The sequence below is a fragment of the Pimelobacter simplex genome, assembly GCF_024662235.1.
Lineage (GTDB): Bacteria > Actinomycetota > Actinomycetes > Propionibacteriales > Nocardioidaceae > Nocardioides.
In genome coordinates this window covers 5,040,368-5,060,677 of sequence record NZ_CP096276.1, presented here as the reverse complement: position 1 = coordinate 5,060,677, position 20,310 = coordinate 5,040,368, and the positions used below count along the sequence as shown (strand labels likewise).

Genomic DNA, 20,310 nt, shown 5'->3' with positions numbered 1-20,310 from the left:
CCTGCACCGCGGAGCCATGCCCTAGGTGTACCCGGCCATCAGGTTGGTAGCAGCCGGCTGATCGGCGGCTTACCTCCGAGTGCGCTGTGGCGGCGTTCAGTGTTGTAGTGCTCGAGCCAGGGCGCAAGGGCGGCTACTCGCTCGTCGTTGCTGGCGAAGGCGCGACGGTAGGCCCACTCGGTGGTCAGGGTCCGGTTGAGGCGCTCCACCTTCCCGTTCTGCCAGGGACAGTGCGGCTTGATGAACCTCTGCTTGATGTCGTGCTCGGCGCATACGGCACGTAGCGACCATCGGTAGGCCCAGGCGTTGTCTGTCATCAGACGCTCGATCCGGGTGATGCCATGGGCTGCGAAGTAGTCGATCGCGCGCTCGAGGAACGCGGCGCAGGTCGGGCCCTTCTCGTCAGGCAGCACCTCGCTGTAGGCCAGGCGGGAGTGGTCGTCGACGAGTGAGTGAACGAAGTCGAACCCGACCTTGGTGTTGCGATCGCGCATGATCGACCCGGCTCCGCGGCCGTGAGCCTTCCAGCCGCCGCCGGCGGGGATCTTGCCGAGCTTCTTGACATCCATGTGGACCAGCTCGCCAGGCCGCTCTCGCTCGTAGCGGGTCGCGGTCTGCTTCGAGGATCGGATCACCTCGCCGGTGATCGGATCCAGCTCGCGAAGGTAGGGCACGTGGTGGCGGCGCAGGATCCGCGACACTGTGCGGGCAGGAACGCCGACCTTCGCTCCGAGGACATCGGGTCCGTCGCGATGCTCGGCACGCGCGGTGAGAACCTTCTGCTCGACCTCGTTGCTGGTCTTGGTGGGCATCGAGTGGGGGCGTGAGGAGCGGGTGGCCAGGCCGTCTTCGCCTTCGGCGGTGTAGCGGTCGATCCAGGTCTTCACGCACTTGCGGGACACGCCCATCGCCGCAGCGATGTGGGCTTGTTTCCAGCCTGCTTGGTGGCGTTGGACGATCAGGCGCCGACCGTGAACGGTCAGCCGGGCACTACCGTGGGACACGAGAACCTCCGGGTTGGAGTGGGCCTTAGACAAGCCACATCCCATTCGGAGGTTCTCGTTCGTTCAACCAGGCTCGCCGCTACCAACGTCCTGGCCGGGTACACCTAGGGCGTCCCGATGTACTCCCAGTGCCACGGCTCCGGCCGTGACCCGTGCTCACGTGCCCAGCCCGGGTTGACCCAGCCGAAGCCGCCGGCGTTCTCGCTGAACCACCGGTGCTGCTCGCTGTCGAACCGCTCGACCCCGCCGCACAGGTCGACCGCGACGCCCCAGCCGTGGTTGCTGGTGCCGGGACGCGCGGCGAGCCCGGGCTTGATCGCGGCGAGGCGCTGCTGCGAGCCGAGGTCGCGGTAGGCGTCGGTCATGCAGACCTCGCTCCCGAACCGCCGCTCGTACGACGAGGCGAGGCGCGACCACGCGGCCGCGGCGTCCCCGCGGAGCAGGAAGCCGTCGGGCAGCTCGCAGAGGTCCTCCTCCGGGATCTGGCCGTTGGGGCTGTCCAGCGTCTGCGGCGTGCGACGGCAGCCCTCGAGCCAGCCGGGGACGCGGTTGGTGGTCCCGCTGGTGGCGCGGGTCGCGCTGCGGCTCAGGGTGCCGGAGAGCAGGCGCTCGTCGACGGCCCGTTCCCGCGCGCGCTCGCTCTCCCGCGCCGCGGTGCCGCCGTCGGCGGCCGCGGCCGGTCGGACCGGGTCGATCGCGGCGGTGGGCGGCGCGGAGGCACCGGTGGTGGAGAGGGTGCCGAGGACGACCGCGCCCACGGTGGCGACGCCGGCGACGATCGCGCCGGCGAGGTGAGGGCGACCGGACCGGGTGGGCGTCCGCTCGGCCTTGCGCCGGCCCGCGACGGGGCGGGGGCGCCGCTCGCGCGCGGGGGCGCGGTGCCGCGGATCCGAACCCACCCGTGAATCTCCTTGGCACCGCGACGACGAAGTACTAGAGAAGATAGTAGATCCACCCAAGGCGGCCGCCGCTACCGCTGACCGGCCGCGCCCTCGGGCGCCGGGCCGAACGCCTGCTCGCGCAGCACGTCGAGCCGGGCGAACCGGACCACGCCGACGACCAGCGCGACCACCAGGCTGGCGAGCAGGCCGAGCGAGGCGGCGCGCAGTGCCCAGGGGGTGCCGGCCGCGCCGGCGATGACGCCGGCCAGGGCGGCGCCGAGGGGGCTGCCGCCCCAGGCGATGAGCCGGGCGGTCGTGTTCACCCGCGACTGGAGGTGGTCGGGGGTGACCACCTGGCGGGTGACGATGCCGTTGACGATGAGCGAGGTCATCGCGAAGTTGAGCACCACGAGCAGCGGCAGGGCGAGGACCAGCGTCGAGGTGGCCGCGAGGGCGAGCAGGGCGACCAGCCCGACGGCATACCCGGTGACGGAGATGATGCCGACGCCCAGGCGGGCCTGCACCCGGGGCAGCGCGAGGCTGGCGACGAACGTGCCGAGCGCCCCGGCCGCGAACAGCCAGCCGAGCGCGGGTGAGTCCGCGGCGAGACCGAGCTGCTCGACGCCGACCACGACGAGCAGGCCGGATGCCGCGCCGCCGGCCAGGCTCGCGCCGGTGCCGAGCACGGTCAGCCAGCGCACGACGGGCGTGGCCCAGATGAAGCGCAGGCCGTCGGCGACCTCGCCGCGCAGCCGGCGTCCCGGGGCCGGCCCGGTGCGGTCCTCGCTGCCGGGCCAGCGGAGCCGGGCGACGACCCCCGCCACCGCCAGGTACGCCGCCCCGTCGATGCCGATCGCGAGCGCCGGCGAGGTGGTGGTGACGAGCAGGCCCGCGACGAGCGGACCGACCAGGCCGATCGCCGTACCGACGGTGACGAGGGTCGAGGTCGCCGAGGCGACCCGCTCCCGCCCGACCATCTGCGGCACCACCCCGAAGGACGCGGCGTCGGCGAACACGAAGAGCGTCGAGACCAGCGTCGCCACCGCGAGCACCTGCCCGAAGCCCAGCACGCCCAGGGCGTCGGCGAGCGGCACGGTGAGCAGCGCGAGCCCGCTCGCTGTACCGGTCACGACGAGCACCCGGCGCCGGTTCCAGCGGTCGACGAGCGCGCCGGCGGGCAGCCCCACCACCAGGTACGGCGCGGTCTCGGCCGCCGCGACCAGCGCGGTGAGCGTCGCGCTGCCGGTGAGCCGGTAGACGAGCACCGGCAGCGCGACCATGGTCAGCGCGTTGCCCGCCATCGCGACCGTCCGGGCCGCGAGGAAGCGCCGGTAGGTCGGGTCCGCGAGGGCGCTCACAGGCTGGGCGGGGGCAGCAGGAGGAGGGACTCCGGGGTCGGCGCCCGGCCGGCGACCTCGGTCCAGCGCGGCAGGCCGTAGTAGGGGAAGGCCGCCGGCGCGTTGGGGACCAGTCCGCGCGCGCAGACCCGCACCACCCGCAGCGGGGTGAGCGCGATGTCGGGGGTGGTGAGGTCGCAGACGACGACCTCGTGGCCCGCGGCGGCGAGAGCGGTGCGCAGTCCGGCCTCGGTGCCGATGGGGAGCGCGTCGAGCCCGACCGTCGTCCCGGGGGCGGTGAAGCGGGGCATCAGCGTGCGCTGGACCTCCGGGTCGAGCCAGACCTGGGCCTGGGCGCCGAGGTCACGCACGGCGGCCTGCTGGGCACCACCCGCGACGGCGAGGTAGTCGCGCTCGGGCCGGTGCGGCAGGTAGAGGCCCTCGGAGAGGATGCCGGCCTCGATCGCCGCGAACACCCAGCCGTCGGCGTCGAGGAGTCCCTGGGTGAAGACCCAGCTGTGGATCGCCTCCAGGACCGCCTTGAGCGCCGTCTCGGCGGGGTCGAGCTTGGCCGAGAAGCCGCCGGCCGCGATCCCGGTGACGGGGTCGTGGACCAGCGCCGCGACCACCGGTACGCCGAACCACGCGGGCAGCGCGACCAGGTGCACCTCCAGCCGGGAGCCCGCCAGGTGCTCGCGCAGACCCGGCACGCTCGCCGGGTCGATCCGCGGCGCGGGCAGCCCGAGGTGCCACCACAACGACAGCGCGTCGCGCTCGACGAGCTCGAGCAGGCCGCGGCGGGTCGCGTCGGCGACGTCCTGACCGGTGGCGATGCCCGCGTAGTTGACCGGGTGCAGGAAGGGCTCGCCCCGGCGGGCGCCCGTGCGCCAGTTGAGGTGGGCCCAGGACGCCGGGACCAGCACCGGGCCGTCCTCGCCGCGGCCCTCGGCCCAGGCGATCTCCAGGTCGTCGGTGAACCGCGTGAAGGGGAAGCCGGGACGGGCGTGCTGCCAGTTCGCGAAGAACCGCAGGTCCTCCGGCCCGAGCAGCCGGTGCCCCGCCGCGGCCAGGTCCCGGGCCGTGCCGCGCAGCAGCCCGTCGGGCACGTAGTTGCCGCAGTAGCGCTCGACCGCCTCGCCGATCGCGGCGATCCGGGCGCCCGCGGGGTCGCCGAAGGTGGTGCCCAGCGAGACGCGGTCGCTGGGCCAGTTGCCGTGCACCCGGGAGTCGGCGACCTCGGCGGTGATGCCGACGTACGCCGGCGGCAGGCCGGGCAGTCGCTCGACCGGGTGCAGCCCGGTCACCAGGCCGAAGTGCGGGTCGACCAGGCTGTCGACGGTCAGGGTGGCCGGTTCGGTCATGCGGTGAGCTCCAGGTGGTGGTCGGGGACGGCGCCGGGTCGGCGGTGCGACCGGGCGTAGCGGGGGAAGTCGTCGGGGCTCAGGCGCAGCGCCAGGCCGGGGCGCTCGCCGACGGCCAGCACGACCGGGCCGAGGGTGATCCGGTCACCGCGCGCGGCGCCGTGCGCGATCTCGCGCGCGCCGCCGTCCGGGGCGCGGACGACGAGCGACGCGCACCACTGCTCGTCCGCGGCGACCTCGGCCAGCCGGACGCTCGCCAGGGCGGGCGCTGCGGTCCGGGTGGTGCCGGCCCGGTCGAGGGTGAGCGCGCCCGTCGCGGGCCGCCCGGCGAGCAGGCCGTCGAGCCAGTCCAGGATGCGCGCCGCCCGGCGCGCTCCGGCGAGCCCGTGGTCCCACGGCCCGAGGACCAGCCGGGCCGGCCCGCCCCAGGCGGACCACAGGTCGACGGTGTCGTGCGCGAAGTAGTCGTCGGTGCCGCCGATCGCCAGCAGCGGGCAGGTGAGGCCCGCGACGAGCGCCGCCCGCGCGGCGTCCTGGCGGCGGGCGGCGAGGACGTCGGCCCAGGGCCGGCGGACGTCCTGGGCGAGCCACCACCCCAGCCGGGAGGCCAGCTGGAGGACGCCGCCCCGGGTGCGCGCTGTCTCGCCGAGACCGAGCGCGGGGACGGCGAGGACCACCCCGTCCGGTGCGGCGGTCTCGGCGAGCGTCGCCAGCGCGGCGTGCGCGCCGTACGAGGTGCCCAGCAGGACGACGGGCGCCTCCGCCCAGCCGCGGACCCAGTCCAGCAGCGCCGGCCCGTCCCCGGTGCCGGGCTCGGCGTAGGGGTGGAAGGCGCCGGGTGAGGCGTGCCGGCCCCGGACGTCCTGGACGACGAGGCCGATGCCGTGGCCGGTCCAGCCCCGCGCCTCAGCCGCGTGGGACGCCGCGCCGTAGGGCGTGCGGGCGACGAGCACGGCCCGCGGAGAGGCATCCGGCAGCCAGGTCCAGGTGGCGAGCCCGGCGACGGCGCCGTGCCACGACCTCATCGCGGCGCCGGCGGTACCGGCAGCACCGGGTGCCGCGACGTCGTCAGCGCGACGAGGTCGACGACGACCACCTCGTACGCCGGACGCTCGGCCCGCAGCAGCTCGGCCGCCACCTGCACCGCGGCGAGCTCGAGCCCGGCCCCGGCCAGGGCCGGCATCCCCGAGCGGACGCCGGCACCGGACCGCCGCGCGACCCGCCGGTCGGTGTCGCGGTGGAGCGTCGCCGCGTGGTGCCGGGCGGCGACCTGACCGGCCGGGACGGCGGGCGGTGCGAGCAGCACCCGGTGCCCGCTCACCCAGCAGGCGGTCGCCCCGAGGTCACCGCCGTCGGGAAGGTCGTCGTGGTCCAGCGCGAGCACCAGCGTCCCGCCGGGCGAGGTGTCGGGCGCGGCGTCGGGCGAGGTGTCGGCCCCCATCCGGACCAGCGCCGCGCGCAGCGCGCCGGCCAGGACCCCCGTCCCCGTCACGCGCACGCGCCCCGGCTGCGGATCGGCCAGGCCGGCCGCGACCAGCGACGCGAGTGCGGCTCGCGCGCGGGGCGGGTGCGGCTCGCGGCCGGCGACCAGGGCGTCGACCAGGGCGTCCAGCTCGGGCGGGTCGAGGTGGACGTGGTGGTGGGTGTCGCCGGTGCGCAGCACGTGGCCGCCGGTGACGGCGTACAGCGCGACGTCGGGGCGCAGGCGGGCGGAGAGCGGGAGGTCCATGGGGCCTTCGGGTCCGGGGTCGGGCCCCGCGCAGCGACGCCGCGCGGGGACCGACCGGTGGGTCACGTCGAGCAGGCGGTCAGTCGCCCTCGGTGCCCTCGACCTCGTCGAAGGGGTTCTCGACCAGCGCGTTGCTGTGGCCGGCGCTGTGCGTCGAGAGCTGGGCGCGGTGGCTCACGGGGGTGAAGAACTCGTTCATGGGTGTCTCCTTCGTCAGGTGGCGCGACCCACGGATCGGGGCCGCGCCACGGACCGTACCGAGAATGAGAATGATTCTCAATACTATTTGCGGAGATTCTCCTCGACGGTGTCGAGCACCAGGCCGAGCGAGATGGTGCCGCGGCCGGTGGCCCACACCGGCGCCTCGACCTCGACGACCCGATCGGCCCGGACGGCGGAGAGCCCGGCCCAGACCGGGTCCGAGGCCAGCCGGTCGCTGAGCGGCTCGGCGTCCTTGGAGGCCGAGAAGGCCTGGGCGAACACCAGGTCCGGGTCGACCTTGGCGATCTGCTCGACGGCCACGCTGGCGAACGGGTCGTCGCCGGCCGGCCACGGGTAGTCGCTGACCTCGGCGAGCAGCGAGCCGACCGGCGTCTCGACCGAGTCCACGCCGAGGCTGCCCGGCTCGCCGTACATCGACAGGGTGGTCAGCTCGCTCGGCTCCTGCGCGGCGGCCTCGACCCGCGCGACGAAGGCGTCGGCCTTCTCCGTCGCGGCCTGCTCGGTGCCGGTGATCCGGCCGATGGTGCGCAGGAACTCCACCGAGTCGCGCCACGAGTGCGGGTCGACGAGGTAGAGCGGGGCGTGCGCCTCGACCGCCGTGCGCAGGCCGTCCTGGGCGCCGGCCAGACCGATGACGAGGTCGGGCGTGGCGAGCGCGATGTCCTCGACGTTCTCCTCGCCGAAGCCACCGGTGATCTCGCGCATGTCGGCACCGGGTCCGGCATAGCGCTCGTCGAGGGCGAGCGGCTCGCGGTAGGCGACCGGCGTGATCCCGACCTCGGTCAGCGCGTCGACGCAGATCATCGTCAGGCAGGCGATCCGCTCGGCCGGTCCGGACAGCCGGATCTCGGCGCCGGTGTCGTCGGTGAGCGTGATCGGCTCGGCGCCGCCGGCGGGCTCGTCGGCCTCGGACGTCCCGCCGCACGCGGCGAGCAGCGAGGCGGTCAGCAGGGCCGCCGGCACGAGGGCGGCGAGGGGGGTGGGTTTGCGCATGGATCCTCCTGTGGTGAACGATGAGTTGGAAATGATAATCATTCTTAACTCGATGAGCTGGGTGCGCCCCACCGCCGCCCTCGCCGTGGCCGGCCTCGCGACCGGCTGCTGCCTGCTGGCGGCGCTGTGCATCGGGGAGCCGATGGCCGCCCCCGGTACGGCGCTCGCCGCGCTCCTCGACCCGGCGCACCCGCTCCACGTCGCCGTCGCCGACGTCCGCCTCCCCCGCGCCCTGCTCGGGCTGGTCGCCGGCGCCGGGCTCGGCGTCTCCGGGCTGCTGCTCCAGGACGCCCTGCGCAACCCGGTCGCCGGTCCCGAGCTGCTCGGCGTCTCCTCCGGCGCGGCCGTCGTGGTCGCCACGATCGTCGTGCTCGGCCTCGCCGTGCCACTCGCGCTCCAGCCCTGGCTGGCGCTCGCCGGCGCGCTCGCCGCGGGCGCCGTCGTGCTGCTCACGATCGGGCGTACCCGCGACCCGGACCACGTGGTCCTGGTCGGTGCGGCCATGTCCGCTGCGTGCGGCGGGCTCGTGGTCGCCGTGGTCGGCCTCGGCACCCAGGGCAACGTGGTCGTGCTCTTCCGCTACCTGCTCGGCAGCCTCGCGGCCCGCGGCTGGCCGCACCTGACCACGGTCGTGCCGCTCGTCCTCGCCGGGATCGCGGTGGCCTGGCTGCTGCGCCGCCGGGTCGAGGCGCTCACCCTCGGCGACGAGGTCGCGTCCGGGCTCGGCGTACCGGTCACCCGGACCCGGGTACTGGCCGTCGGCGTCGCCGCCCTGCTCGCCGCCACCGTCGCCGCGGCCTGCGGGCCGGTCGCGTTCGTCGCGCTGCTCGCGCCCCACGTCGCCCGCCGCGCCCTCGGTACGACGAGCACCCGCCGGGTGCTCCCGCTCGTGATGCTCACCGGCGGCCTGCTGCTCGCGCTCGCGGACCTCGCCGCGCGCCGGCTGCTCTACCCGGTCGAGGTGCCGGTGGGCATCGCGACCACGCTCGTCGGCGTCCCGGCACTGCTCCTGCTCCGCCCCCGGGCGCGCCCGTGAGCCGGCCCCAGCGCGCGATCGCGGTCGTGGCCGCCGGCGCGGTGGCGGCGCTCGCGCTGGTCCTCGCGCACCTGTTCCTCGGCCGCTCCGAGCTGCCGCCGGGCGACATCGTCCGGGCGCTCACCGGACGCCCACGACTGCCGGTGCACGAGGTGATCGTGCTGCAGTACCGCCTGCCCCGCGTGCTCGTCGGCCTCGGCGCGGGCGCCCTGCTCGCCGTGTCCGGCGTGCTCGTCCAGGCCGTGGTCCGCAACCCGCTCGCCGAGCCCGCGACCACCGGCGTCGGCGCCGGGGCGGCCCTCGCGGTCACCGGCTCCCTCGTCCTCTGGCCCGGGCACGGCCTGGCCTATCCCGCAGCGATGGCGGGCGCCCTCGCCACCGGCGCCGTGCTGTACGCCGTGGGACGGCGCTCCCTCGCCGTGGCCGGCGTGCTGCTGGGCGCCGTCCTCTCCGCCGCGACCTCGCTGGTGCTCGTCGTCGACTCCGCGCCGATCGCGGTCGTGCTCCGCTGGCTCGTCGGCTCGCTCAACGCGCGGACCCCGCAGGACTGGGCTCAGCTGTGGCCGTGGCTCGCCGTGCTGCTGCCCCTGGCCTGGCTGCTGGCCTCCCGGCTCAACGTCTGGGCGCTCGGCGAGCCGGCCGCGGTCGGGCTCGGTCTGCGGACCGCCCCCTTCCTGGCGGTGGTGCTGCTGGTCGCGGTCGCCGCGGCGGCCGCGGCGATCGCCGCCGCCGGAGCCGTCGCCTTCGTCGGCCTGGTCGCGCCCCACGTCGCCCGGCTCGTGGTCGGCGCCGACCACCGGCTGCTCGTCCCGGTGGCGGCGACGCTGGGCGCGGTCCTGCTCAGCCTCGCCGACCTCGCCGCCTTCTCGGTCTCGATCTGGCTGCCCGGGCTCGACACCGACGTGGCCGGCGTCCCCGTCGGCGCCGTCACCGCGCTGCTCGGCGCCCCCGTCCTGATCAGCCTCGTCCGCAAGGAGAACCGCCGATGACCCCCACCCCACCGGTGCTCGCCGCGCGCGACCTCGCCGCCGGGCACGGCCGGCGCACCGTCGTACCAGCGCTGACGCTGGACGTCGCCCCCCGCACCGTCACCGCCCTCGTCGGCCCCAACGGCTCGGGCAAGTCGACACTGCTGATGACGCTGGCCCGGGTGCTGCCGCGCCACGGTGGCGAGGTGCTCCTCGACGGCCGGCCGATGGGGAGGCACTCTTCGCGCGAGATCGCCCGACGGCTCGGGGTGCTGCCGCAGACGGCCGTCGTACCGGTGGGGGCGACGGTGCGCGAGCTCGTCGAGCAGGGCCGCTATCCCCAGCGCGGACCGTGGGCGATGCTCCGCCCCCAGGACGACGCCCCGCTGCGTCGCGCCCTCGAGCTGACCGGCCTCACCGCGCTCGCCGAACGTCGCCTCGACACGCTGTCCGGCGGCGAGCGCCAGCGCGCCTGGATCGCGATGACCCTGGCCCAGGAGACCGGCGTGCTGCTCCTCGACGAGCCCACGACCTACCTCGACGTACGCCACCAGATCGACCTCATGCGCCTGGTCGAGCACCTCCGCGACGACCACGACATCACCGTCGTGATGGTGCTCCACGACCTCAACCAGGCCGCCCGGTACGCCGACCGGATCGTCGCCCTCCGCGACGGCCGGATCCTCGCCGACGGCCCGCCGGCCGAGGTGCTCACCAGCGCCACCCTGCAGGCGGCCTTCGACGTCGACGCCGTCGTCCTCGACGACCCGGTCAGCGGACGACCGCTCTTCGTGGCGCGATGAGGGCGCTCGTCCACGCGGTCCACGACGCCCTCAACGCGACCGCCGTACGCCGGACGCCGGACCCGGACCTGCTCCCGCCCCGCCCGTGCGCCCCCACCACCCGCGCGCTGCCCGCGCCCCGCACGCCCGGCGGCAGCCTGCAGGCGGTGCTGCACGCGCGCCGCTCGCGGTACGCGTTCGGCGCCGTCCAGCCGCCGCTCGCCGACCTCGCGGCCCTGCTCCGGCACGGGATCGGCACCGCGCCCCGCGCCGGCGGCCTGCCCTCCGTCGTCGCCTCGCTCGTGGTGCGCGGCACCGGGCCGCTCGCCCCCGGCGTCCACCGCGCCGACCTCCGGCTCCCGCTGCCCGGCCTGGTCACCGTCCGCACCGGCGACCCGACCCCCTATCTCGCGGCAAGCCTCGACCAGCCGCCGTTCGCGACCCGGGTCCCGCTCTGGATCGCGCTCGGCATCGACCTGGGCGCCACCCTCGGCCGCTACCCCGCCCGTCACTACCGGACCCTGCACCTCGACGCCGGCGCCGCGCTGCAGAACCTGCTCCTCGTCGGCACCGCGCTCGGCCTCGCCACCTGTCCCGTGATGGGCTACGACGACCGCGCCTGGGCACGGCTGCTCGACCTGCCGGACGACGTCCTGGTCGCGGGACTGGTCGCCGTCGGCTGAGCACCTCGGCGATGTCGGTGGCCACCCCCACGATGGACCCATGGCGACGATCGACGACGTGCTCGCGCTGGGCAGCGAGCTCGAGCGCTCGTACCCGGTCCACGTCCGGCGCCGGCTGAAGTTCCGGGTCGGCCAGATCGTCTACGTCGCCTTCTCGCTCGACGAGCAGGTGATGGGCTTCGCCTTCCCCAAGGAGGAGCGTGACGCCCTCGTCGCCGGCGACCCGGCCCGCTTCCAGCTGCCCTCCGAGTCCGACCTCCGCTTCCACTGGGTGCACGCCACCCTCGCCGCGCTCGACCCCGTCGAGGCGCGCGAGCTCGTCGTCGACGCCTGGCGGATGGTGGTTCCCCAGAAGCTCACCCGCGCCTACGCCCTCACCCACCCCGACGGACCAGGACCCCCCTGAGGTCACGCCGTAGGATCGCCGACGTGGAGATCCAGCACCTCGTCGACGCCGTGGCCCCCCTTCTTCGCGAGCCCGCGGCCGAGGAGGACTTCGTCTACGGACTGGCCGCCTTCCCGGCCACCGGGACCGACGTGATGATCAACGTCGACCCCGAGCTCGAGGACCGCACCGACGTCGAGGTGCCCGCCCTCGTCGACCGGGTCGCCGCCTTCCTGGCGCTGTCCCCCGAGCAGTGGGACGCGCTCGTCACCCGCACCGTCACCGAGATCGAGGAGGCGGCCGGCGAGGTCGCCGTACCGGTGGCGCTGAGGGAGGACCTCGACCTCACCTCGGTCGTCGTCTTCATCGACGCCGTGCTGCTCTCGTTCATCGCGCCGCTGCAGCTGCCCGACGGCATCGTGCGGGTCCAGCTCGACGCGGACCTGGCGTTCGAGGACATCGAGGTGCAGATCGAGGACGGCACCGAGACCGTCACGTTCGACAGCATGGACGACCTGCTCGACCACATCTCCCGCGAGGACTGAGGGCGCCCCGGCCGATGGCCCCCAGCCCCGTCCACGCGGCGCCGCCTGCTGAGCAGCGGGCGCGGGGGCGCGAGCTGCGGAGCGTGGTCGGCCGCGAGCGGCTCGCCGAGCTGGAACCGGCCGCGGACCGCGACCCGGTCGCCGTCCTGGCCGAGCAGGACCGGGGCCGGCTGTCCGCGCTGGTGCCGGTGCGCCACGAGCGGATGGCGGAGTCGCCGTTCGCCTACTTCCGCGGCGCCGCCGCGGTGATGGCCGCGGACCTCGCCACCACCCCGAGCACCGGGGTCCACGTGCAGGCCTGCGGCGACGCGCACCTGTCGAACTTCGGCGTCTTCGCGGCCCGGGACCGGTCGCTGGTCTTCGACGTGAACGACTTCGACGAGACCACGCCGGGTCCGTGGGAGTGGGACGTCAAGCGGCTCGTCACCAGCGTCGTGCTGGCCGGGCGGCAGCAGCAGATCGCCGGCCCGGACGTCGACGCGGCGGCCGAGGCGACCGCGCGGGCCTACCGGCTGGCCGTGCGGAACCTGGCCAAGAAGCCCGCGATGGCGCGCTACTACGAGCGCATCGACGCCGCGACCCTCCGCGCGTGGGGGACGTCCCTGGACGAGCGGCAGCGCCGCATCGCCGAGCAGGGCATCGCCAAGGCCCGCCGCAACACCTCCGAGCGGGCGCTGAAGAAGCTCACCGTCACCGACCGGTCCGGCGTACCGCGGATCGTCGACCAGCCGCCCCTGGTCACCCGGCTGCCCGAGCTCGACCAGAAGGTCGCGCGCTCGCTCGCCGAGGCCTACCTGCGCTCGGTCCCTCCGGACGTCGCGGGCGTCCTCCAGCTCTTCCGCTTCCAGGACGCGGCGCTCAAGGTCGTCGGCGTCGGCAGCGTCGGGACCCGCTGCCTGCTGGTGCTGATGACCGATCCGACCGGCGACCCGCTCTTCCTCCAGCTCAAGGAGGCGACGACCTCGGTGCTGGAGCGCCACGTCGGCGCCAACCCCCTGAGCACTCCCGCCGAGCGCGTGGTCGCCGGGCAGCTGATCATGCAGGCGTCGTCCGACCCCTTCCTCGGCTGGTTCACGGCGCCGGACGGCCGCTCGTACTACGTGCGCCAGTTCCGCGACATGAAGGGCTCGCTCGACCTCGGCCTGCTCGACGCCGGCGGCCTGGCCCGGTACGGCGAGCTCTGCGCGAGCACCTTGGCGCGGGCCCACTCCCAGCTCGGCGCCGCCGCGACGATCGGCGCCTACCTCGGAAAGTCCCGGGTCGCCGACCAGGCCCTGGCCGCGTTCGGGCAGCGCTACGCCGACCGGACCGAGGCGGACCACGGGGCGCTCGGCCGCTGATCGCGGGCCCCGCCCGGACGCCCGTACGGGATCTCCGCCCCGCGGACCCCCGGCGGTTGACGCGCCGCGAAGACGCGTCCGACCCTGCGAGAGCAGCGCGCGCTTCTCACTCTCGGAACCCACAGGAGACGCCCATGAGACGCCTTGCCCTCGCCGCCTTCGGCGGCCTCATCTCCCTCATCCTGATCGCGCCGTCGACCCCTCCGGCCGCGGCCGACGTGGCCGCCGGCAACCTGTTCCCCCGCGCCCTCCGCTACGGGCAGCTCGGCGACGACAACTCCATCCCGGCCGCGTTCGCGACCTCGATCCTCCAGCCGAACCGCAACCCCCTCGGCGCCAACGACTGGTCCTGCCGGCCGTCGGCGAAGCACCCGCGGCCCGTCGTCCTCGTCCAGGGGACGCTCGCCAACCCCTACGCCAACTGGAACGGCCTCTCGCCGATGATCAAGCACGAGGGCTACTGCGTCTTCGCGCTCAACTACGGCAACACGACGGGGATCCCGTTCGTCAACGCCACCGGCGACCTGATCGACAACGCCCGCGAGGTCGCCGCGTACGTCGACCGGGTGCTCGCCGCCACCGGGGCCACCCAGGTCGACCTGATCGGCCACTCCCAGGGCGGCGCGCTGGCGCGGTACTACACCAACGTCCTGGGCGGCGCCCCCAAGGTGAACCAGGTGATCGCGCTCGCGCCGTCCAACCACCCGACCACGCTGGCCGGCATCACCGAGCTCGGCAAGATGTTCCGGCTCTTCGGCCTGGCGATGGGGCTGTTCGACATCCTGCAGCTGCCGGCGCTGAAGCAGCAGGCCGACCAGTCACCGAACCCGCAGGCGCCGTTCTACCAGCAGCTCAACGACAACGGCGAGACCGTCGCGGGCGAGCGCTACACCAATGTCGTCACGCGCAACGACGAGGTCGTCACGCCGTACCGGGCGGGCTTCATCACCGCCGGGCCGGGCGCCACGGTCGACAACATCGTGCTCCAGGACAAGTGCGGGCTCGACCAGTCCGAGCACCTGAGCATCGTCTACAGCAAGAACGTCGCCCAGATCGTGCTCAACAAGCTCGACCCCAGCGACACCTACCCGCTGTTCTGCTACACCCAGGCGCCGGTCTTCGGCAACACCCAGCTGTTCGGCTAGGGCGCGCCGACGAAGGACGAGGCCGGCCACCCGCGCGCGACAAATGGGAGGTATCGCGCCGCAGTGGCCGGCCGAGTCCACCCTCGGCGACACCGGACGCGACGTCAACGCACCCGGTGGCCGGGCGCCCGAGATCCGTACGGGCGTCCGGAGGCCCGGTCCCGACGACACGACGACGGCGTGAGGTTTCGGTTGGGTCGCCAGGACCGGGCCGGACCACCTTCGGGACCACGGACCAGGGCTGTCAACGGACGGAGCGGTGACCGGGCGCAGATCCGGACGGACGTCCTAGGGCCGCCAGGTGTAGGGCGTCGTCGTGGACACCCGGACGAAGCCGTAGCGCTCCAGGATCGGGCGCGAGTACTCCGTCGAGTCGCTGTGGATCAGCGTCCGGCCGCGCCGCAGCGCGGAGCGGGCCCGGGCGGAGGTGAGCGCGCGGTAGATCCCGCGACGCCGCCACGCCGGGAGGGTCGAGCCGCCCCAGATCCCGGCGAACTCGGTGTCCGGTACCGGCTCGAGCCGGCCGGCGGAGACCATGGCGCCGTCCGCCTCGGCGACCCAGAGCTCGAGGTCGTCGCCGGCGGAGAGCCGGCTCACCAGGTCGACCGCGATCGCCTCGCCGTCGGAGGGCGGGTCACCGAACGCCCGTGCGCTCATGGCGCACATCGCGCGGACGTCCGCCTCGGTGCTGACCTGGCGGATCGTCACCCCCTCCGGCAGCGGTACGTCGACCGCGAGGCTCGCCGCCTCGCCGATCATGATCGACTCGGTCTCCTCGGCGACGAAGCCGTGCCGCGCCAGGCTCTCGGTCAACCCGGGCGCGAGGTCGTGGGCCCGGGTCTTCCACTCGACCTCGATGGTCGCGGGGTCGGCGGCGAAGTGCGCCCGCGCCTGCCCGACGAGCTCGTCGATCGCCGCGGCGTCGGCGCCGCCCAGGTCGCGGTAGGTCACGAAGCCCCGGCCCTGGGCGAACGTGACCAGGCGCAGGGGCCCGAGCACGCGCACCGCCAGCGCGCCGGCGGCCTCGGCGTCGGTGCGCAGCTGGTCGTCGTACGCGGCGAGGAGGCGGGCGGCCTCGCTCATGCGCCGGCTCCCGCGGGCGCCAGCGCCGTCGCCAGCGAGGCGAGCACGGCGGGCGCGACGCGGTAGTAGGCCCACTTGCCGCGCTGCTCCCGAGTCGCGAGGCCGGCGTCGACGAGCAGCTTCATGTGGTGCGAGACGGTGGGCTGGCTGAGCCCGACCGGCTCGGTCAGGTCGCAGATGCAGGCCTCGCCCTCGGGCGAGGCCGCGATGAGCGAGAGCAGCTTGACCCGGGTGGGGTCGCCGAGGGCCTTGAACATCCGGGCCAGGGTCGCCGCGGTCTCGTCACTGACCAGACCGCCGGTCAGCGGCGAGCAGCAGGCGGCCAGGTCGTCGGGCTGGATCACCGGAAGCGGAGTGGGCACGCACCGAGTCTGCCCGATGCATTGACATTTGTCGATGCGTCCCTAGGGTTGTCGCATCGACAACCGTCGATGCATGATGTCCCCGATCTGAGGAGCACGTGATGAGTGACCTGCCTGTCGTGGTGATCGGCGCCGGCCCGCAGGGGTTGGCCGCCGCGGCCCACCTGCGCGAGCGCGGCCTGGAGCCGTTGGTGCTGGAGTCGGGCAGCGGTCCCGGTGCGGCCGTCGCCGAGTGGGGCCACGTACGCCTGTTCTCGGCCTGGCCCGAGCTGGTCGACGCCGCGGCGGTCCGGCTGCTGGAGCCGACCGGCTGGACCGCGCCGGCCTCCGGCTACCCGACCGGCGCCCGGTGGATCGCCGACTACCTCGCCCCGCTGGCCCGGGCGCTCACCCCCCACGTCCGGTACGACGCCCGGGTGGTCGCCGTCTCGCGCAAGGGCCGCGACCGCCTGGTCGACGCCGACCGCGCGGCCCAGCCGTTCACGGTCCACGTCGTCGACGCCGCGGGCCACGAGTCGCGGCTCGAGGCGCGGGCGGTCATCGACGCCTCCGGCACCTGGCGCCGCCCGAGCCCCGCCGGCGCCGACGGCGTACCGGCGCTCGGTGAGCGGGCGGCCGCCGACCGGATCTCCTACCAGGTCCCCGACCGCGCGACCCCCGAGCGGTACGCCGGACGGCACACCGTCGTCGTCGGCGCGGGCGACTCGGCGTTCAACGCGGTCCACGAGCTCGTCCAGATCGCCGAGCAGCACCCCGGCACCCGGATCACCTGGGCCCTCCGCCGCGTCGTCAGCGCCGGCACCTTCGGCGGCGGCGCGGCCGACGAGCTGCCCGAGCGGGGCGCGCTGGGCCAACGGGCCAAGAAGGCCGTCGAGGCCGGGGTCGTCGAGCTCGTCACCGGGTTCCGCACCGCCGAGGTCCGCCACGACGACGAGGGCGCGACCCTCGTCGGCGAGGACGGGCGCGCACTCGCCGTGGCGGACAACATCGTGGTGCTGACCGGCTTCCGCCCCGACCTGTCGTTCCTCTCCGAGCTGCGCCTGGACCTCGACCCGACCCTGGAGGCGCCGCGCCGGATCGCCGCCGAGATCGACCCGAACCTCCACTCCTGCGGCTCGGTCCGGGCCACCGGCGCCGCCGACCTCGCCCAGCCCGAGCCGGACCTCTACCTGGTCGGCATGAAGTCCTACGGCCGCGCGCCGACCTTCCTCGCGCTGACCGGCTACGAGCAGGTCCGCAGCGTCGTCGCCGCGCTGGCCGGCGACCACGAGGCCGCCGCCCGCGTCGAGCTGGAGCTGCCGGACACCGGCGTGTGCGGAGGGGCCGGCGTCTTCGACGACCCCGACAGCGCCGCCGGCGCGGGCGGCGGCTGCTGCGCGCCGGCGCCCCTCGAGATCGGCCGAGCCCCTGTCGACGCCTGAGCCCGTCGACCCGACCGGACGCCGGGCGCGGGCGGCGCTGGTCGCGCTCTGCGCGACGGTGACCATCGCCTACGGCGTCCTCTACTACTCGTTCACGGTGCTCGCCCCGGCGATCACCGACGAGACCGGCTGGTCGGCGACGGCGGTCACGGCGGCGTTCTCGGCCGGCAGCCTTTCCGGGGCGCTGGCCGGCGTCCTGGCCGGGCGGATCCTGCAGCGCCGCGGCCCCCGTCTCGTCATGACCGCCGGGAGCATCCTCGGCGCCGGCGCCGCCGCGGTCATCGCGGCGGCGCCGTCGCTGCCGGTGTTCGTCGCCGGCTGGCTGCTGGCGGGGGCGGCGAGCGCGGGCACCTTCTACCCGCCCGCGTTCGCCGCGCTGACCCACTGGTTCGGCAACCGCCGGGTGCAGGCGATCACGACGCTCACGCTGGTCGCCGGCTTCTCCTCCACCGTCTTCGCGCCGCTCACCGCGCTCCTCGACGACCGGATCGGCTGGCGCGCGACCTACCTCGTCCTCGGCGCGCTGATGCTCGGCGCGACCGCGCCCGCCCACGCGCTGGCCCTGCGGCTGCCCTGGCACCCCACGCCGTACGGCGGCCCGGCGGGTCCCCGCGCGACCTCCGACCGCGACGTCCTGACCAGCCGTACGTTCCTGCTGCTCGCCACCTCGGGAGCCCTGACCTCACTGGTCATGTACGCCTCGCTGGTGCACCTGGTCCCGCTGCTCCAGAGCCGCGGCACCAGCGTCCAGCTCGCCGCGTGGGCCGTCGGCCTGAGCGGCGCCGGCCAGGTCGTCGGACGGCTGCTCTACCCCGCGCTCGTCCGCCGGATGCCCCCGAACCCCCGTGCGGTGCTGGCGATCGTCGTGCTGTCGGTGATGGTGCTCGCGCTGGGCGTCGTACCGGGGCCGGTGGCGGTGCTGCTCACGATCGCGATCGTGGCCGGTGCCGCGCGGGGGCTGTTCACCCTCGTCGGCGCGACCGTGGTCAGCGAGCACTGGGGCCCGGAGCGCTATGCCGCGCTCAACGGCGTCTACAACGCACCCCTCGGCGTCGCGGCCGCGCTGGCACCGGCGTTCGGTGCCGCCGTCGCGGCAGCGACCGGCAGTCACTCGGCGCTGTTCGTCGTCCTCGGACTGCTGGGACTGGTCGCCGCCGTGCTGGCGTCGGTCGCCGGTACGCCCAGCTCGTCGAGCAGCACCAGCACCCGGCGCTCGATCTCGTCCCGGACCGGACGGACGCCGTCGACGTCCAGGCCTGCGGGGTCGTCGAGCTTCCAGTCCTCGTAGCGCTTGCCCGGGAAGTAGGGGCACGCGTCACCGCAGCCCATCGTGACGACGACGTCGGCAGCGCGCACGATCTCGTCGGTCCACGGCTTGGGGAACTCACGGGCGATGTCGATACCGCGCTCGGCCATCGCCGCCACCGCGGCCGGATTGACCTGGTCGGCCGGCTCGGACCCACCGGAGCGCGCGATCGCCCGCCCCTCGGCGTGGTGGTTGAAGAACCCGAGCGCCATCTGCGAGCGACCGGCGTTGTGCACGCACAGGAACAGCACGACCGGGGCGCTCATCGCAGGCCCCCCGCCAGAACCCGCACCCGGCCGGCGATCTCGTCGTGGGCCCGGTCGAAGGCGGCCGCGCCCCCGGCCGCGACCGGGTCCGGTACCGACCAGTGCAGCTGGGCGGCATCGCCCAGCTCCTCGTGCGCGCGGTCGCAGACCGTGACGACCAGGTCGTCCTCGGTCAGCGCCGGAGCGAGGTCCTCGACCCGCTGCGGCCGTACGTCCGGCAGGTCGAGGTGGTGCCGGCGCGCTGCCGCGACCGCCCGCCGGTCGATGCGCTCGGCCGGATGGGTGCCCGCGGAGTCCGCCGGGACCCGGCTCGCCTGGCGCCAGAGGGCGGCGGCGAGGTGGGAGCGCGCGGCGTTGGCGGTGCACACGAACACGAGACGGGCCGGCGTCCGCAGGTGCGGCACCGCCACGGCCCCGGGCTCCGCCGCGGGCGCGACCACGTCGGGCACGAGCCGCCAGTAGCTGCGCCGCCCGTCCCCCTCGGAGCGCCGGCGCCGGATCACACCCGCCGCCTCGAGGATCTTGAGGTGGTGGGCCAGCAGGTTGGACGGCGTACCGAGCCGGGCGCTCAGCTCGGACGACGCGGCATCACCCGCGCCCAGCAGGCCGACCACGCGCAGCCGCGTCGGATCGGCGAGCGCGGCGTGGACCTCGACCCGGCGGGCCAGCTCGGCATCTTGCTCAGTGTTCATTGCCTCAAGATTGACTGAGCAATCTCCGATCGTCAAGATGGGCGCCGTGAGCACTCCCCCACCCGCACCGCTGCCCCGACGCCTCCTGGCCGAGCTCGTCGGCACCGGCCTCCTGGTCACCGTGGTCGTCGGCTCCGGCATCGCCGCGCAGAACCTGTCGCCGGATGACATCGGGCTGCAGCTCCTGGAGAACTCCCTGGCGACCGCGCTCGGGCTGGGCGTGCTCATCGTGTGGCTCGGCCCGGTCTCCGGTGCCCACCTCAACCCCGTGGTCTCCCTGGCCGACTGGTTCCTCGGCCGCCGCGACCGCACCGGGCTGTCCCTCCCCCACGTCGGCGCGTACGCCGCCGCCCAGGTCGTCGGCGGCATCGCGGGCGCCCTGCTCGCCAACGTCATGTTCGAGGTCGACCAAGGCCTCGCCACCCAGGACCGGGTCACCAGCGGCCACCTCGTCGGCGAGGTCGTCGCCACCGCCGGACTGGTCGCCCTCGTCTTCGCGCTGGTCCGCACCGGCCGCACCGCACTCGCCGCACCGGCCGTCGGCGCCTACATCGGCGCGGCCTACTGGTTCACCAGCTCGACCTCGTTCGCCAACCCCGCCGTCACCCTCGGGCGGATGTTCACCGACACCTTCGCCGGCATCGCGCCCGGCGCCGTCCCGGCCTTCGTCGGCCTGCAGCTCGCCGGCCTGCTGGTTGGGGTGGCACTCACCCTCGCGCTCTACCCCCGACCCCAGGACCCGACCATCCAGGGCTGACCCGCGCTGACT

Annotated in this window: 23 protein-coding genes and 1 pseudogene; 12 read left to right on the top strand and 12 right to left on the bottom strand. The window is 74.9% G+C overall.

Annotated features, from left to right (window positions below; translation table 11 throughout):
* Positions 1 to 38 precede the first annotated feature (38 nt).
* The 8 genes from M0M48_RS24750 to M0M48_RS24715 form a co-directional block, all read right to left on the bottom strand.
* Positions 39 to 1,004: an IS481 family transposase gene (locus M0M48_RS24750; protein ID WP_257750317.1), complete on the bottom strand. Its 966-nt coding sequence runs from the start codon at positions 1,002 to 1,004 to the stop codon at positions 39 to 41.
* A gap of 104 nt (positions 1,005 to 1,108) precedes the next feature.
* Positions 1,109 to 1,903 (bottom strand): M15 family metallopeptidase, encoded by a 795-nt coding sequence (locus tag M0M48_RS24745; protein ID WP_257753152.1) that lies wholly within the window; start codon positions 1,901 to 1,903, stop codon positions 1,109 to 1,111.
* Between the two features lie 71 nt (positions 1,904 to 1,974).
* Positions 1,975 to 3,243 (bottom strand): MFS transporter, encoded by a 1,269-nt coding sequence (locus M0M48_RS24740; RefSeq protein WP_257753151.1) that lies wholly within the window; start codon positions 3,241 to 3,243, stop codon positions 1,975 to 1,977.
* Positions 3,240 to 4,583 (bottom strand): YcaO-like family protein, encoded by a 1,344-nt coding sequence (locus M0M48_RS24735; protein WP_257753150.1) that lies wholly within the window; start codon positions 4,581 to 4,583, stop codon positions 3,240 to 3,242. The genes M0M48_RS24740 and M0M48_RS24735 overlap by 4 nt, the downstream gene beginning before the upstream one ends.
* Complete coding sequence (locus M0M48_RS24730; protein ID WP_257753149.1) at positions 4,580 to 5,608, bottom strand: CocE/NonD family hydrolase; 1,029 nt, start codon at positions 5,606 to 5,608, stop codon at positions 4,580 to 4,582. Before M0M48_RS24730 ends, M0M48_RS24735 begins: the two co-directional genes overlap by 4 nt.
* The gene (locus M0M48_RS24725; RefSeq protein WP_257753148.1) at positions 5,605 to 6,312 is read right to left on the bottom strand and encodes a hypothetical protein; all 708 of its coding nucleotides are present in this window, start codon (positions 6,310 to 6,312) and stop codon (positions 5,605 to 5,607) included. The genes M0M48_RS24730 and M0M48_RS24725 overlap by 4 nt, the downstream gene beginning before the upstream one ends.
* 79 nt (positions 6,313 to 6,391) lie before the next feature.
* Positions 6,392 to 6,511, bottom strand: a complete 120-nt coding sequence (gene amiA / locus M0M48_RS24720; protein ID WP_240532646.1) for a streptamidine family RiPP — start codon at positions 6,509 to 6,511, stop codon at positions 6,392 to 6,394.
* A gap of 83 nt (positions 6,512 to 6,594) precedes the next feature.
* Positions 6,595 to 7,527 carry an ABC transporter substrate-binding protein gene (locus M0M48_RS24715; protein WP_257753147.1) on the bottom strand — a complete coding sequence of 311 codons (933 nt, stop codon included), beginning with the start codon at positions 7,525 to 7,527 and terminating at the stop codon, positions 6,595 to 6,597.
* A 52-nt stretch (positions 7,528 to 7,579) separates the two neighbouring features.
* Between M0M48_RS24715 and M0M48_RS24710 the strand changes: the two genes are divergently transcribed.
* From M0M48_RS24710 to M0M48_RS24670, 9 genes are all read left to right on the top strand, one after another.
* Positions 7,580 to 8,563 carry a FecCD family ABC transporter permease gene (locus M0M48_RS24710; protein WP_257753146.1) on the top strand — a complete coding sequence of 328 codons (984 nt, stop codon included), beginning with the start codon at positions 7,580 to 7,582 and terminating at the stop codon, positions 8,561 to 8,563.
* On the top strand, positions 8,560 to 9,552 hold the full coding sequence (locus M0M48_RS24705; RefSeq protein WP_257753145.1) for a FecCD family ABC transporter permease: 993 nt from the start codon (positions 8,560 to 8,562) through the stop codon (positions 9,550 to 9,552). Before M0M48_RS24710 ends, M0M48_RS24705 begins: the two co-directional genes overlap by 4 nt.
* On the top strand, positions 9,549 to 10,334 hold the full coding sequence (locus M0M48_RS24700) for an ABC transporter ATP-binding protein (RefSeq protein WP_257753144.1): 786 nt from the start codon (positions 9,549 to 9,551) through the stop codon (positions 10,332 to 10,334). The genes M0M48_RS24705 and M0M48_RS24700 overlap by 4 nt, the downstream gene beginning before the upstream one ends.
* A complete protein-coding gene (locus M0M48_RS24695) occupies positions 10,331 to 10,996 on the top strand; it encodes a nitroreductase family protein (protein ID WP_257753143.1) in 666 nt (221 codons plus the stop codon). Before M0M48_RS24700 ends, M0M48_RS24695 begins: the two co-directional genes overlap by 4 nt.
* Positions 10,997 to 11,036: 40 nt before the next feature.
* Entirely contained in the window at positions 11,037 to 11,402 is a 366-nt protein-coding gene (locus M0M48_RS24690) for an MmcQ/YjbR family DNA-binding protein (protein WP_257753142.1), read from the top strand.
* A 23-nt stretch (positions 11,403 to 11,425) separates the two neighbouring features.
* On the top strand, positions 11,426 to 11,926 hold the full coding sequence (locus M0M48_RS24685) for a hypothetical protein (RefSeq protein WP_257753141.1): 501 nt from the start codon (positions 11,426 to 11,428) through the stop codon (positions 11,924 to 11,926).
* A gap of 14 nt (positions 11,927 to 11,940) precedes the next feature.
* Entirely contained in the window at positions 11,941 to 13,266 is a 1,326-nt protein-coding gene (locus M0M48_RS24680; protein ID WP_257753140.1) for a DUF2252 domain-containing protein, read from the top strand.
* A gap of 134 nt (positions 13,267 to 13,400) precedes the next feature.
* A complete protein-coding gene (locus M0M48_RS24675; RefSeq protein WP_257753139.1) occupies positions 13,401 to 14,411 on the top strand; it encodes an esterase/lipase family protein in 1,011 nt (336 codons plus the stop codon).
* A 43-nt stretch (positions 14,412 to 14,454) separates the two neighbouring features.
* A complete protein-coding gene (locus M0M48_RS24670) occupies positions 14,455 to 14,595 on the top strand; it encodes a hypothetical protein (RefSeq protein WP_215814160.1) in 141 nt (46 codons plus the stop codon).
* A gap of 104 nt (positions 14,596 to 14,699) precedes the next feature.
* On the opposite strand, the gene M0M48_RS24665 is transcribed toward M0M48_RS24670, so the two are convergent.
* Positions 14,700 to 15,494 (bottom strand): GNAT family N-acetyltransferase, encoded by a 795-nt coding sequence (locus tag M0M48_RS24665; protein ID WP_257753138.1) that lies wholly within the window; start codon positions 15,492 to 15,494, stop codon positions 14,700 to 14,702.
* A complete protein-coding gene (locus M0M48_RS24660) occupies positions 15,491 to 15,856 on the bottom strand; it encodes an ArsR/SmtB family transcription factor (RefSeq protein ID WP_215814162.1) in 366 nt (121 codons plus the stop codon). The genes M0M48_RS24665 and M0M48_RS24660 overlap by 4 nt, the downstream gene beginning before the upstream one ends.
* A gap of 101 nt (positions 15,857 to 15,957) precedes the next feature.
* On the opposite strand from M0M48_RS24660, the gene M0M48_RS24655 reads away from it, so the two are divergent.
* Positions 15,958 to 17,277, top strand: a complete 1,320-nt coding sequence (locus M0M48_RS24655; RefSeq protein WP_257753137.1) for an NAD(P)-binding domain-containing protein — start codon at positions 15,958 to 15,960, stop codon at positions 17,275 to 17,277.
* A 58-nt stretch (positions 17,278 to 17,335) separates the two neighbouring features.
* A pseudogene (locus M0M48_RS24650) lies at positions 17,336 to 18,196 on the top strand (MFS transporter); the annotation flags it as partial.
* Between the two features lie 188 nt (positions 18,197 to 18,384).
* On the opposite strand, the gene M0M48_RS24645 reads toward M0M48_RS24650, so the two are convergent.
* Together M0M48_RS24645 and M0M48_RS24640 are read right to left on the bottom strand one after the other, a co-directional pair.
* Positions 18,385 to 18,849 (bottom strand): arsenate reductase ArsC, encoded by a 465-nt coding sequence (locus M0M48_RS24645; RefSeq protein WP_257753136.1) that lies wholly within the window; start codon positions 18,847 to 18,849, stop codon positions 18,385 to 18,387.
* Positions 18,846 to 19,541 (bottom strand): metalloregulator ArsR/SmtB family transcription factor, encoded by a 696-nt coding sequence (locus M0M48_RS24640; protein WP_257753135.1) that lies wholly within the window; start codon positions 19,539 to 19,541, stop codon positions 18,846 to 18,848. Before M0M48_RS24640 ends, M0M48_RS24645 begins: the two co-directional genes overlap by 4 nt.
* Positions 19,542 to 19,578: 37 nt before the next feature.
* On the opposite strand from M0M48_RS24640, the gene M0M48_RS24635 reads away from it, so the two are divergent.
* Positions 19,579 to 20,298: an aquaporin gene (locus M0M48_RS24635; RefSeq protein ID WP_257753134.1), complete on the top strand. Its 720-nt coding sequence runs from the start codon at positions 19,579 to 19,581 to the stop codon at positions 20,296 to 20,298.
* Positions 20,299 to 20,310: the final 12 nt, after the last annotated feature.

Coding starts and splice junctions, on each gene's coding strand:
- M0M48_RS24735 (WP_257753150.1), bottom strand. CDS start 4,583: ATGACCGAACCGGCCACCCTGACCGTCGACAGCCTGGTCGACCCGCAC.
- M0M48_RS24730 (WP_257753149.1), bottom strand. CDS start 5,608: ATGAGGTCGTGGCACGGCGCCGTCGCCGGGCTCGCCACCTGGACCTGG.
- M0M48_RS24725 (WP_257753148.1), bottom strand. CDS start 6,312: ATGGACCTCCCGCTCTCCGCCCGCCTGCGCCCCGACGTCGCGCTGTAC.
- amiA (WP_240532646.1), bottom strand. CDS start 6,511: ATGAACGAGTTCTTCACCCCCGTGAGCCACCGCGCCCAGCTCTCGACG.
- M0M48_RS24715 (WP_257753147.1), bottom strand. CDS start 7,527: ATGCGCAAACCCACCCCCCTCGCCGCCCTCGTGCCGGCGGCCCTGCTG.
- M0M48_RS24710 (WP_257753146.1), top strand. CDS start 7,580: ATGAGCTGGGTGCGCCCCACCGCCGCCCTCGCCGTGGCCGGCCTCGCG.
- M0M48_RS24700 (WP_257753144.1), top strand. CDS start 9,549: ATGACCCCCACCCCACCGGTGCTCGCCGCGCGCGACCTCGCCGCCGGG.
- M0M48_RS24695 (WP_257753143.1), top strand. CDS start 10,331: ATGAGGGCGCTCGTCCACGCGGTCCACGACGCCCTCAACGCGACCGCC.
- M0M48_RS24690 (WP_257753142.1), top strand. CDS start 11,037: ATGGCGACGATCGACGACGTGCTCGCGCTGGGCAGCGAGCTCGAGCGC.
- M0M48_RS24680 (WP_257753140.1), top strand. CDS start 11,941: ATGGCCCCCAGCCCCGTCCACGCGGCGCCGCCTGCTGAGCAGCGGGCG.
- M0M48_RS24675 (WP_257753139.1), top strand. CDS start 13,401: ATGAGACGCCTTGCCCTCGCCGCCTTCGGCGGCCTCATCTCCCTCATC.
- M0M48_RS24670 (WP_215814160.1), top strand. CDS start 14,455: ATGGGAGGTATCGCGCCGCAGTGGCCGGCCGAGTCCACCCTCGGCGAC.
- M0M48_RS24665 (WP_257753138.1), bottom strand. CDS start 15,494: ATGAGCGAGGCCGCCCGCCTCCTCGCCGCGTACGACGACCAGCTGCGC.
- M0M48_RS24655 (WP_257753137.1), top strand. CDS start 15,958: ATGAGTGACCTGCCTGTCGTGGTGATCGGCGCCGGCCCGCAGGGGTTG.
- M0M48_RS24645 (WP_257753136.1), bottom strand. CDS start 18,849: ATGAGCGCCCCGGTCGTGCTGTTCCTGTGCGTGCACAACGCCGGTCGC.
- M0M48_RS24640 (WP_257753135.1), bottom strand. CDS start 19,541: ATGAACACTGAGCAAGATGCCGAGCTGGCCCGCCGGGTCGAGGTCCAC.
- M0M48_RS24635 (WP_257753134.1), top strand. CDS start 19,579: ATGGGCGCCGTGAGCACTCCCCCACCCGCACCGCTGCCCCGACGCCTC.